The organism is Nocardia sp. NPDC003345 (assembly GCF_053589395.1).
In genome coordinates, this window is the sequence record NZ_JBSFRU010000007.1 from 38771 (window position 1) to 51507 (window position 12737).

Below are 12737 nucleotides of genomic sequence, written 5' to 3' on the forward strand. Positions count from 1 at the left end.
GCCGGACCGGACGACCTCGACGATCGGCCTCATGAGCGATGATACGAAAACCGTTGTGATCAGCGGCGGCACCGACGGTATGGGCCGCGCGCTGGCCCGCGCCCGCCTCGCGCGCGGTGACCGGGTGGTCGCGATCGGCAGCAGCGCCGAGAAAGGCGACGCGTTGCGGGCCGAAGCGGGCGGCCGCCTCGAATTCCTGCGCGCCGACCTGAGCTCGGTCGCCGAGAACCGCAGAATCCTGGAGTATCTCGCCGGCGAGTACCCGTCGATCGACGCGCTGGCGTTGTTCGCCAACCGGCCCTGGCCGCGCCGCCGGGAAACCGCCGAGGGGCTGGAGTCGGTCTTCGCGCTGTACTACCTGAGCCGGTATCTGCTGGCCCACGGTCTGCGGCCACAGCTCGCGGCGGCACCCGCGCCGGTTGTCGTGAGCGTCGCCGGGGTGGGCGCCACCGCGGGTGCGGTGCGGTGGGACGATATGCAGCTCACCCGCCGGTACAGCACCGTACGCGCCCAGCTGCACGCCGGGCGCGCGAACGATCTGCTGGGAGTCGCCTACGCCGAGAGCGGTGGCGGAACTGTCCCGTTCGTGATGTACCACCCGGGTTTCACCCGCAGTGGTGATCTGTCCACCCTGAACCCGTTGACCCGCACCATGATTCGCGTGCTCGCCCGATTCCGGGCCCGGCCGGTCGAGGCGTCGGTGGCCCCGATCCTGGATTTCATCGACCGGCCACCGGCCGCCGCCCTGACCGCTGTCGACCGGGGCACGATTCTGGATCCGGCCTTCCCGACGCTGGACCCGGTCGCCGCGCGCCGCCTGGCCGGCTACACCGAGGAATTGCTTCGAACGCTGTGAGTCCCCGATGTTCCGCGGAGCCAGAGGAGTTTCCGGGATCCCGTAGGCCCGGCGCGTGGTCTGCGGTGAACTGGTCAGGTTCGGTCGGACTTGAACTGGTTCACCGGGCCCTTGTCCATCCGGACCTCCACCTCGCCGCCGGGACGCAGGATCACTTCGGGGCGGCGTTCGGAGAACCGTTTGCTGTAGAACTCGAGCCGTTCGATGAGCACACCCTCGGGGCGGTTGTAGACGATGCCCGGTACGCAGGTGAAGATCCAGGCGGACTTCTTGGCCTGGTCGGCGGGGATGGTGACGCTGTCGGCGCCGCTCTCGATCGACAGGGTCACCCGGTACTTGTGGAACGACCCGGTGCCGTTGTTGATCGCCGAATACGCGACGGGGATCACCGCGAGGATTTCGGGAGCCAGGCGGACCTCGATGATCTCCTCCGCCTGCCCGCCCCCGCGCCGCACGTCACCGCGTCCCCGGTCGCCGAGGTGACGTACGAGTTCGCCGTAGTGCGGGGCGGCCGGGACGCCCGCGGCGGGGAAGGTCGCGATATGGACGACTTCGCCACTGGTGAGGACGACCAGGGCGTAGGCCTCGTAGTCGGTACCGCTTTCCCACGCCACCCGCAATCGGACCAGCGGCGCCTTCCGCAGCAATACCGGGGGCGCGCCTTTGGTGAGCGTCACCGCGCCTTTCGCGAAATTCACCGAAGGCGTGGAGTCGGCGTTCCATGCTTCGGATGTGGCCGGATGAACGGGCGGCCCGACGGAAGGTTCCGGTGCCGGCGGGGAGGGATCTGGGGCAGCGATCACCGCCGGTGACGGCGGATCGTCGACCGTGATCCCGAAATCCGTGGCCAGACCGGCCAAACCGGTGGCATAACCCTGCGCCACATTCCGGATCTTCCAGCCCCCGGCCCGCCGGTAGACCTCCGCCAGGATCACCGTGGTTTCCGAGGTGAGCCCGGTGATCGGGAGGTCGTAGGTATCTCCGCCGTCCTCGACGATCCGCACCGCGAGTGCCATATCACCGAAAGTCCCCGCGTCGACCGACGCGGACACCACGATTCGATCGGTACCCGCCGCGACACCGGCCACATCGATCTCGAGCTCCGCACCGCTCAACCGCACCGCGCCGTCCGGCGAACGCGGCTGATTGTAGAAAACGAAATCCTCGTCCCCGCCGACCTTGCCGTCGCCTCGCAGGCACAGGGCGGTGAGGTCGATGCCCGCCGGAGTGGCCGAGACCCGCAACATCCCGCCCCGGACGGCCGCGTTCCCGCCCTTACCGATCACCTTCGACATCCGCACTCCGCCCGCGTTCGACTCCCTCGTCCGTCGGCCCGGCTAGTCTTCGTAACCACCGGCGGCCGTCCAGGCTTCCTGAAACTCTGCCGCCGTTATTTCGCGGGCCCGAAGTCCTGGTTGTTTCGATAGAACCGAGATGGGGGCCACCGGATCGTCGGACAATATTGTCCTTTCGCCTTCTACGAGCCCGCCCGCATAATCCGTGATCTCATCCGGGTAGATTTCTACTTTTCGATTCTCGAATCCGTCCTCATCGATTTCGCAATAGGTGGTAACGGGTTCCACTGCGGGGTTATCGGTGCGATCGATCCTGATATAGCGAATTTCTCCGGATGTCGGCGATCCGGGCGAGGCGGCACCGACCGGTTGATTGTTGTCATCCGGGCGGCTCGCGGTCGTACCGCTGGACCCGGACTCCGGAGAGACCGCATCGGCCGGATGTGGGCTGCCGATCTCGCCTATTTCCCCACCGGGGCTCCGGTTGCTCCAATCGGCTATGTCTTCTTCTGCCCATTCCGGGATCACCGAACGCGGGTACCTCCGGAGATCGTCGACGAGAACAGGGCCGAGCCGAGCCGGAACGGGCGGACGGCTGTCGTAGTCGAAGTTCGTGCTGACAGCACCGTCCGATTCTATGGTCAGGTACATGGTGAACCATGTACCTGACCCGGGTGTGTACATGACCTCCCGGAGCTTGCGAATCGGTTCGGGATCGATGGTTCCGGGCGGGCCGTCGTACGGCCCGGTTTCCGTCTGGATGTCGAGTCTGCGGTGGATCCAATTGCCCGCGGCGATATAGACCGCCTCGATCCGGGTCCATCTCGGCGGTGCGTCGTTCACGATTCCACGACTTACCAGCTGGACCAACTCGTTTTGTCCGGTCAGCCCAGAATTTTCGCTGTCAGCCATTATCGATCATGTCCTGTTCCCATATTCTGGTGCCGGTAAGCCTGTATTGAACGTCATATCTGGATGGCACGCGCTCATCATTCTTCGGCCAGGTACCGGTTGCCGACGGAGTATGATCGTACTCGATCAGCACGCTGTATTCCACTCGACCGGGCGGTGTGTCATTTGCGTGCTGCACGAGTAAATCTTCGATATTTCCCTCCATAATATAGAATTCGCCGCCGCCATGATTCACGCTCGATCTCTGATGCGTATAGAACAGGTGCTCTGCCGGAGATCCGAACATTACGCGGAAATGGTGACCCGCATCTACGCTCGGGCCGCTGATGGTCCCCTTTGTCTTGTTGAAGCTGGATTGCTGAGATTCGCTTCTCGTCCGATTGGGTTCGTCGATGATTTCGAGCCGCTGGTTGTAGCCTTCCACTACCCGTCCGTATTCATCGGTGCGTACCAAGAAATCCTGGTTCACTCGATACGTCGTGTTCGGGAGGGGATTTCGAAGCAGCGGGTTGTACTTGATGGTGTCAACGGTGTTACCACTTGCATCGCGACTACCCCACGTCTCGATGTACTCCGGCGTTCTATCTGCGCGGGTGACGACCACCGTTACTCTATTGCCATCTCGGTGTTCATACCGAGTATTCGGCTCCAACTGCGATGGTTTCAGGTTCCCACTCGGATCGTAAGGCCGTCGGAGGTCTCGTAATTGAGCGCGGGTGAGTGGTCTCGGCTCACCGGAATAGGCATCCGGTCGTTGGTAGGTCGGTAGCCGCCTGTCCGGAGTAGGGCTGTCGTCCGCGGAATCGGTTCGAACCGCGAGCGGTGCGGCCGCGGGGTCGCGGTCGGCGGGGGGATCGTCGGTTCCGGGGCGCCCGGTATCCGTGTCGGGTCCACCGGGCGTAGCGGGATCGGTGTCCGGTATACGGTCCGTGTCCGCGGTCGGGCGGGCCGGAGTGGGATCGGGCGGGGTGGGGTTGTCGGGGTCGGGGGTGGGTTCTCGGTCGGGGTCCGGGGTGTCCTCGTCACAGGCTCGGGGGATGAGGCCGAGCGGGTCGCTCCAGACGGTGGGGTTGTGTGGGTAGACGAAGGGGTTCGGGGCGGGGGCCAGGCCCAGGGGGTCGCGGGTCAGGAAGCGGCCGGTCTCGGGGTCGTAGAAGCGGTGGCGGTTGTAGTGCAGGCCGGTTTCGGGGTCGTGGAACTGGCCGGGGAAGCGCAGCGGCGTGGTGCCGGTACCGGCCCAGGTCGTGTTGCCCCAGAGATCGGTGGTGGCGGTGGCGACGGTCTCGCCGGTGACGGGGTCGACGAGATGCGCCGGTGTGCCGACGAGGTCGGTGATGATCGTGCAGATCTCGGGTTCGCGACCCTCGCGATACCTGATCTGGGTGATCGGGGTGTGGGAGTCCGGCAGGTATTCCCAGCGGGTCGTCGTGCCCGGTTCGGCGCATTCGATCAGCCGATCTCCGTCCCAGGTGAAATCGGTTCGCTCCAGAACGGTTCCGGTGGTGTCCAGACGCTGTTTGGTGGTGCGCCGGCCGAGCGCATCGTAGGTGTATCGCCACCACTGCCTGTCCGGCGTATAGACGTCGGTGAGCTGGTCGAATCCGTTGTAGCGGTAGAACCAGACACCGGCCCGGCCCGACGGTCCGGTGGCGGTTTTGCGGATCAGGCGACCGCCGCGGTCGTAGCTGTAGTGGTTGTGGCCGTCGTGGACCAGCAGGTTGTTGTCGTATCGATGGGGAGAGGCCGACCCGGGCGGCAGCACGGCCGGGTCGGCGCCGGGCGGCCCGGGTATCCGTGCCGCGCCGGTGATATTGCCGAGTGCGTCGTAGCCGTAGTGCTCGGCGGTGTGGTCGCTACCGGTGACGGTGGTGACCCGGCCCATGCTGTCCAGCGTGTAGTGGCGTGCCCGCGGTGGGTTTCCGGATCGGCTGGTGGTGTGCGCGGTGAGGTGACCATCCGGGCGGTAGTCGAATTCGTCGCGGTGCAGCGGGCGCGGGGACGGGCGGTTTCCCTCGCCGAGACCGAGGGACAGCAGCGGTGCGGGAAACGCGGTCGCGTCCTGGCGGACGACGCGGCCGTTGCGATCGAAGGCGCGCAGGACGGAGACCTCGCCGGTGCGCCAGCCGGTGCGCCGGCCGAGAGGGTCGTATTCGACGGTGATATCGCGATCACCGAGATCGACCCTCTCGACGCGGCCGGCGATATCGTGATGCCAGCCGGTCTCGGCGCCGGCCGGGATGGTGCGGCCGGCGCGGCGGCCGTAGGGATCGTAGGTGTGCAGCATCGGCGCGCGGTCGTCGATTCGCTCGGTGACCGGCAATCCCGCGGCGTTGTAGACGTATTCGATCGTGTGGATTGTTTCGGTACCGGCTCCGGTGACCGCGCCGAGGACTCGGCCGGCGCGGTCGTGGGTGTAGCGGATCCATTCACCGGTACCGGTGGCGATCTCGGTGAGCCTGCCCAGGATGTCGTGACGGTGGTACCGGGTGACGCCGGTGGCGAGGGTGACCTCGGCGACCCGACCGGCCGGGTCCCGGGTGTAGGTGGTGGTGGCCCCGGAGTAGTCGGTTTCGGCGGTCAGTCGCCCGGCGGGGTCGTATTCGTAGGTCCAGCGCTGCCCGAGCGGATTGTGGACGGCGGTGAGGCGGCGTTCGGTGTCCCATTCGTACCGGGTGACCGATCCGTCGGGGTCGGTGCGCGAGGCGATCAGGTCGAAAACACCGTAGCGGTATTCGGTGACCCCGCCGGCACGGTCGATATGCCGGACGAGATTGTCCTCGCCGTCGTAGTCCCAGGCCTCCTCGGCGCCGCCGGGATCCGTTCTCCGGACGAGATTCCCGGCCGCCGACCATTCGTACTGGGTGGTGGCACCGTCGGCGGCGATCCGGCGGAGCGGACGGCCCGCGGCATCGCGCTCGATCTCCGTGATCCCGCCGTGCGGGTCGGTGATCCGGATCGGCAACCCGGCGGCATCGCTGTGCACGACGGTCCGGCCGCCCCCGGCGGTGAAGGTGGCGAGGGCGCCGTCGGCCCGGTGTGCGAACTCGATCCGGCCACCGGCGGCGTCCGGCGCCGCTGTCAGGTCCCCGCTGTCGGACCATTCGCGGCGATGCACCACCCCGTCCGCGCCGGTGACGGCGGCGGCGCGGTTGGGTAGCGCGTATTCCAGTTCGATCCTCGCGCCGTCGGGCCGGGTGATCGCCGTCGGATCGCCGTCGGAGTTGTAGACGTATCGCGTCCTGGTGGCGGAGTCGGGGCCGGTGACGACCAGCGGCTTCCGGTCGAGGTTGTAGTCGTAGTGGAATCGGGCGCCGCCGGGGGTGACCAGATCGCGCAATCGCAGATCACGGTCGAATCCGTGGGCGGTGACCGCACCGCGTGAGTCGGTCACCCGGGTCAGCCGCCCGGTGCCGTCCGGTAGTTCCAGATAGTCGAAATCGCAGTTCAGCATGCCCGCGGTCCCGCGCTGGCGGATGACCCGGCCGGAGTCGTCGTAGGTGTTGACCATGCGGTTGCCGTTGGAATCGGTCCACGAGGTCATTCGGTGCGCGGCATCGTAGGTGTAACGAGTGGTGGCACCGGAGGCGTTGGTGAAGACCGCCAGATCCCCGGCGTCGTAACCGAATATCCGCAGCGGTATCGCGACGGGGGCATCCGGTGCACCGGTGACGAGCGACAGCCCGGTGATACGGTCACCGCCGGTATCGACCCGGATCCGGTAGCCGCCGGAATGCGACACCTCCACCGGGACGCCGCGGGCGTCGTAGTGGAAGCGGATGCGGTTGTGGTGGCGGTCGGTGAGGGCCGATACCGCGTAATTGCCGAGCGCGGTATCCAGGCCGCCGAGTATCGGTTCCGGTGCGAAATGCCAGGTGAGTTCCCGTTCCCGGTCCCACACCCGGTAACCGCCGGACTCGGTGGCGGTCAGCGACCACTGCCGGCCTCCGGTGAGCGGCGGGGCCGGGAAGCCGGCCTCGGCATGCGGGTAGGCGAGCATGATGCCGTTCTCGCCGAAGAAGACGACACCGTCGTCGGTGACGGCGATCCGGATATCCAGCGTGGTGGCCCACGACGGCCCGAACCAGCGCCCGAACCGGTAGTTCGAATGATGCGACCGCCGCAGTAGCAACGGGAGCACACCGGCGAGCTCGACATCGACGTCGGGAAGCAGGAATTCGCCGGTGCCGATATCCACCGGATCGGTGGAGCAGGTCTTCTGCTCGGGGGTGCGGTTGTGGTCGGCGCCGGATTCGCGGGCGTGTTCGTGGGCGTCGCGGTCGGTATCGGCCCGGTCCCGCGGCGTCTGGGTATCGCGGTCCGCGGGGGTGTCGTGATCGCGCCTATCGGGGTCGTGATCCCGGTGATCGGGGTCGCGATCGCGGTCATGTGGGGGCCGGTCTCCCGGCCGGTCGGCGGGATCGCGGCCGGTGCGATCGGTCGGTGAATCCGGATCGTCGTGGCGGGTCGGTGCGCGCGGACCGTCGTGATCGTCGCCGTGGGGACGTGTTCCGTCGCGCGGGGGCCGGCTGTCGGAAGTATCGGGACGTGGGCCCGGGCGGTCGGCTCGGCCGTCGGACTCCGGGCGCCGGGCGGGTGACTCGTGGTCCGGCCGGGTGGCCGGTGCGGGATTCGCGTCGGGCCGGGCAGGCGACGAGGCGCCGGGGTCCGGGCGGGTGGTGGGGCCGGGGCGGTCGGGTGTGTGTGACGGCGCGGAGCCGGGGGTGCGGGCGGGCGAAGAACTCTCCGGCGCGCGTGACGCCGGCCCGGTGTCGCGAGGGCGAGCCGGGGACGAATGGTCCGGCCGCCGCGACCGGTCGTCCGGATCCGGTGATCGGGAGTCGGGACCGGCGTCCGGGCGCGGGCCGGGAGTGCCCGGACCCGGGTGTGTCCCGGGGGCGAGGTAGGGCGAAGGCGTACCGGAGTCGTCCGGGCGGTTTCGGGGGGCGTTCGGGTCGTCGGTGACCCCGGCCGGCGACTCGTCGGTGGTGCGTGTGCCCGGTTGGCCGGTATCGCGGCCGCCGGGAGACTCGGTATCACCGCGGGGCCCGGGCGGGTCGCCGCCTTCCGGGCGGCTGCCCGGCGCGTTCTCGGTGTCCCGGCCCGATGTGGACGGGCGGTCGCTCTCGGGATGAGACGAGGGCGGGCGGCTCGTGTCGCCGGTCGCGGGGCCGGTGTCGTCCCGGGAGTTCGGCGCTTCGGCTGCCGGATCCGTGCCAGGCCGGTCTGTGCCGGTGTCCGGTGCCGGATCCCGGGGCGCGTCGGGCGAGGTGTCGCGGCCGGGCCCGGCGGACGGATCGGTGCCGGTCTGCGCCGGCGGTCGCTGCGGATCGTCGTGGCCCGCCGGGCGCGTTGCGGAATCGCCGGGGGTGTGGGAGCCCGGGCCGGAATCGGCCGGTGTGGTCGGTGGCGGGTCGGTGCGGGTGGTGGGGTCGGCCGCGTCGGGGCGCGGCTCGGTGCGCTGCGGCGGTGGGTCGGGATCGTCGCCCGGGCCCTGCGGATCCGGGTCGGGGGTGCGGTCCGGTTCGGGAGTATCGGCCCGGGGCGGTGGTGCCTCGGTATCGGTATCCGCGGGCCGGTCGTTGTCGGGGCGGGCGGCGGGAGGATCGTCGGGTGTGTGATCCGGTAATTGTCCGCCGCCCGGGTCCTCGTCGGTTTCGCGGTCCCGCGCGGGCTCCGATCGGGCCGGGGGCTCGTCGGTGTCGTGGGAGGGACGGTCACCGCCGCCGGGGCCGTCCGAATCCGGGCGGTTGCCGGTGTCCATCGGGCCGGAATCCGGGGTGTGACCGGAATCCGGGGCCGGTCCGGCCTGGTGCGAGGGCTGGTTCGGATGACCGGGCGGATTGCTGGGGGTGTGCGGATTCGGCGGGTGGTTGCCCGGCAGATGGCGGCCCAGATCGGCGAGGTCGTCGAGCCGTCGGGCGGTCTGACCCGCGTCGGCGAGCCGGCGCATCGCGCTGATCGCGACCTTGGCGCTGCCTCCGCCGCCGGTCGCCGCGGTGAGCAGGGCGTCGCCGGTGAGGGCGCCCATGAACTCGAAGGGATTGCGGCGGGCGTCGTCCAGGATCGCCGATACCGCGGCGCCCGGATCCGCGGCCGCGACAACCAGCCCGGTGCCCAGGTTCGACAGTCCTTCCAGATAGTCGGCCGGGTGGGTCAGGTTGTAGGTGTCGAACGGGTTCACCTGCCGGACGAACTGCACGAGCCCGGTGAGGCTGGTGAGCAGGCCGGACATGAAATTCAGGGCACCGTGTTCGAGCACGCCGCCGAGATCGGAGAGGTTGGCCAGCCAGCGGTCGGTGAAAGGTGGTTCGGCCGGGGCCTTCTCGGTGGCGGCGGTGATCGCGCCCACCGCGACGGTGGCGCCGTTGTCGCGCGCGATCCGGGCGTTGCGCAGAATCGCCCGGGCGTTGTTGCGCATCGGGGTCCAGGTGTCCACCAGGGTGGTCTGCGACTGCTGTTCGCCGGTCAGCGAATTCCACCAGGAGATCTGCCGCTGTTCCTCCCTGGCGGCGGCCTTCCACTCGTCGATGGCGTCGGCCGCCTTGCCCTGCGCGGTTTTCACCACGTTGTGCCAGGCGGTCATCGCCTCGGCCGCGTCGGCCATGGCGTCGGCGCCGTCGAACCACAGTTTCGGCTGTTTGTCGTAGACCTCGTTGAACGCGTCGGCGCCGTCGCCGACCCAGTTCGCCGAATCGATCTGTTTCAGCGCCTCCCCGGTGGATTCGAGGGCGGCCGCCATATCGTCGAGGGTCTGGGCCGTCGAGCCGATCTCGGCGGGGTTACCGAGAATCAACTCCGTCGGGTCATCGGTCTCGCCGAGTTCCCGCTCCTCGACGTCGCCGCCGGTGGCCGAGGCGATCTCGTCGCCGAAATCGTCGAGCGCCTCGGCGGCGCCGTCGAGCCCGATGGCGTCCGCGCCCTCGGCGACGAGATCCAGCCCGTCGTCGATCAGTTCACCGGCGCCCTCGACGACATTCTCGACACCGTCCTCGATCGCCTCGCCGATATCGTCGACGAAATCGAAAACCCCCACCTACTGCCCCCCGGACTCCTGCGTGATCTCCGCGGCGCGTTGCGCGGCCCCCGTATTCCAGCCCGGCGTCTCGCCGGTGGCCCCGATCGTCGTCGGAATGCTCACCGGGCTCAAAACACTCAGATTCGCCAGTGCCTGCGGGCCGACCTCCTCGATGATCCGGTTGTTGGTCTCGATGGTCTGAAACGCCCGCTCGAAGGATTCCGGGCTGTAGTCGGGGTTGAGGACATGGTTGATGGGGTTGTCGGCGAAGGTATCGCCCCAGGACCGGCTGGTGATCTCCTCTTCCGACAGATGCGGGTTGCCCACCAGATGGGTCCACATCTGTTTCAGGGTGCCCTCGGCCTGGTTGTCCATCTCGTCGTAGCGCCCGGCTGCCAGACCGAGCGTCTGCGCGATCGAATTACCGGCCTGTACCAGGGCGCGCACGCCCCACGACCAGCGTTCGGTGAACTCCTCGAAGGACTTCTGCACGGTGTGCTTGCCGATATCGAGGGTCGACATGGTCAGCAGCGAGAAGCCCCGGCCCATATTGCCGGTCTCCCCGATACCCAGCTCGGTCAATTCCCCGATGGTGGCCTCGATCCCGTCCGCGGCCTGTTGCAGTACCGCCGGATCGACCTGCACCTGCTGTGTCATTCCCCGCCCCTCCCGTGGTTGTGCCTACTCCATGACGTTCGGCGGGAAGGCCATCGGCGCCCGTCCCGCGATATCCACCGCGATACCGGTGGGATCTTCCTGTCGCTCGGCGTAGGCGACCAGCCGCGCGCCCCGGAAGGTGTGGTACCGGTACTGCCGGTCCGCCACGACCCCGCCCGCGGTCATGGTTTCCCGCGCCATCGTGTACCGGGCGTATTCCTCGACGGTGGTGAAGGCACACAACCAGCGCAGCCCGCCGGACCGCAGCAGGAACACCCGGTCGTCGTCGGTCACCGGCACCAGCAGCGCGGCGTCGCGCAGGGCGTTGCGCAGGCTCACGGGCTGTCCGAAACCGGCGTAATACGACCGGATCTCGTCACGCAGAGCGGTACGGCCGTCGCTTTCCGGCATGCCGGTACCTCCCTCCCGCATGATGGATCCCCGGTCCGATCGACGGATACGTTCATGGTACCCATCCCGATTCGGCGCCTATCCGTTAACGCGTGTTCGCCGGATGGCCGTCCAGGGGTGCCGACGCGTGCGGTGCGGCGCGTTCACCGATGCCGAAACACGGTGGGCCACCGCCGGTCAACGGATCGGCCGGGTACCGATACCGATGAGTGTGGTCGCTTCCAGTTCGGTCGTCCCGGCCGCGGCGAGGGTATCGAGGTAGGCGCCGCGGACCTCGGCGATCTTCGCGGTATCCAGGCCGGACAACGCGCCGACGTAGCCGGAACCGGTGACGACCAGCCAGGCCGTCTCCGCGGTCATCGTGAGCCGCAATTCGTATTCGGACACGGCGACCTCGGTGAGCCCCCGGTCGGTGAGCCAGTCCCGGAACGCGGCGGATTCGTTGATCCCGTCGAGGGGATGCTTCGGGCGGGGGCGGGGCGCCGCCCCGGTGACGCGGGCGAGCGCGGTATGCAGATGCCGCCCGGCTTCCTCCATGGAACCACGGCGCCAGATGGTCAGCCCGACCCGGCCGCCGGGCCGGGCCCGGCCGACCAGATACTCGGTTCCGGCGGTCATATCGGGGAAGAAGAAGATGCCCAGCACCGCCTGGACCACGTCGTAGCCGCCTTCGGGCCACGAGGTGACGTCCGCGGCGCGGGGATGCAGTTGCGCCAGTCCGGTCGCGGTCCGGCGCAATTGATCGATCATCGGAGCGGAGAGGTCGACGGCATCCACTCGGCCGGTGGGACCTACACGGCCGGCCGCGGGCAGCGCCGAGGCGCCGGTGCCGCAGCAGGCGTCGAGCACACGGTCACCGGCGCGCGGTGCGGTCGCGGCGACGGTCGCGGCCCCGATCGGGTTCCACAGATGGACACCGAGGCGATCGAAATCGCTGCTGGCGGTGTCGAAGGCGCGCAATCGCCGTTCCTCGTCGGACATTTCTTGATGATAACGGTTTTCACCTATTGGTGGGGTTCGCTCACCCGGCGGCCGGTTGTCCCGCCGGGTGAGCGGCACTCACCTCAGGAGACCACGCCGCTGAGCTCGTTCGGGGCGTCGGGCAGAGTGACCGAGGCGGCGACCGTACCGGCCTCCAGATCGATGCGGTGGACCTGTCGGGTGGCCGGATCGCTCACGTAGGCGGTGTGATCGCGTACGAACAGCGCCGGTCGCGGCTGCTGCCATTCGATGGGTTCCTGCCACGGGTCCAGGACGTCGATGGTGCGGGTCACGGTGCCGGCCTTCGGATCGATCACCCGGAGCCCGCCGTCGGTGCCCAGGACCAGTGCCTCCCCGTGCGGTCCGCGTTCGAGCGAGCGGAACGTGTAGCTGGTGCCGATATCCACCAGCCGCATGGTGCCCTTCTCGGTATCGATCAGCGAGACCTGTTCGGGCCGCTCGAGTTCGGCGTCCTCGTCCTTCTTGTAGTCGCCGAGCACGATCGGCGATTCCTCGCTGCCCGCCTGGTTGCCGATCCGGCCGTAGGGGGTCGGGCTGGTGACCTTCGTGAGTTTGCCGTCGCGGTAGACCAGCACGCCGTTCTGGCAGC

Annotated in this window: 7 protein-coding genes and 1 pseudogene; 1 reads left to right on the forward strand and 7 read right to left on the reverse strand. The window is 68.5% G+C overall.

From position 1 onward, the window contains the following. The first annotated feature begins 31 nt into the window (after nucleotides 1-31). On the forward strand, nucleotides 32-856 hold the full coding sequence (locus tag ACWDU1_RS01960; protein ID WP_449995057.1) for an SDR family NAD(P)-dependent oxidoreductase: 825 nt from the start codon (nucleotides 32-34) through the stop codon (nucleotides 854-856). Between the two features lie 74 nt (nucleotides 857-930). Here the strand turns inward: ACWDU1_RS01960 and ACWDU1_RS01965 are convergent, their stop codons facing one another. The 7 genes and pseudogenes from ACWDU1_RS01965 to ACWDU1_RS01995 all read right to left on the reverse strand — a co-directional run. Next, nucleotides 931-2151 (reverse strand): TerD family protein, encoded by a 1221-nt coding sequence (locus ACWDU1_RS01965; protein WP_449995059.1) that lies wholly within the window; start codon nucleotides 2149-2151, stop codon nucleotides 931-933. Between the two features lie 42 nt (nucleotides 2152-2193). Continuing rightward, nucleotides 2194-3063 (reverse strand): DUF6881 domain-containing protein, encoded by an 870-nt coding sequence (locus ACWDU1_RS01970; RefSeq protein ID WP_449995061.1) that lies wholly within the window; start codon nucleotides 3061-3063, stop codon nucleotides 2194-2196. Next, nucleotides 3056-10096 carry a putative T7SS-secreted protein gene (locus tag ACWDU1_RS01975; protein WP_449995063.1) on the reverse strand — a complete coding sequence of 2347 codons (7041 nt, stop codon included), beginning with the start codon at nucleotides 10094-10096 and terminating at the stop codon, nucleotides 3056-3058. Before ACWDU1_RS01975 ends, ACWDU1_RS01970 begins: the two co-directional genes overlap by 8 nt. Further along, on the reverse strand, nucleotides 10097-10735 hold the full coding sequence (locus ACWDU1_RS01980; protein ID WP_449995065.1) for a type VII secretion target: 639 nt from the start codon (nucleotides 10733-10735) through the stop codon (nucleotides 10097-10099). It abuts the gene before it with no gap. A gap of 24 nt (nucleotides 10736-10759) precedes the next feature. Beyond that, nucleotides 10760-11146 (reverse strand): SseB family protein, encoded by a 387-nt coding sequence (locus tag ACWDU1_RS01985; RefSeq protein ID WP_449995067.1) that lies wholly within the window; start codon nucleotides 11144-11146, stop codon nucleotides 10760-10762. 177 nt (nucleotides 11147-11323) lie between these two features. Further along, on the reverse strand, nucleotides 11324-12127 hold the full coding sequence (locus ACWDU1_RS01990; RefSeq protein WP_449995068.1) for a class I SAM-dependent methyltransferase: 804 nt from the start codon (nucleotides 12125-12127) through the stop codon (nucleotides 11324-11326). A gap of 83 nt (nucleotides 12128-12210) precedes the next feature. Further along, nucleotides 12211-12737 (reverse strand): annotated as a pseudogene (locus ACWDU1_RS01995) (hypothetical protein); the annotation flags it as partial.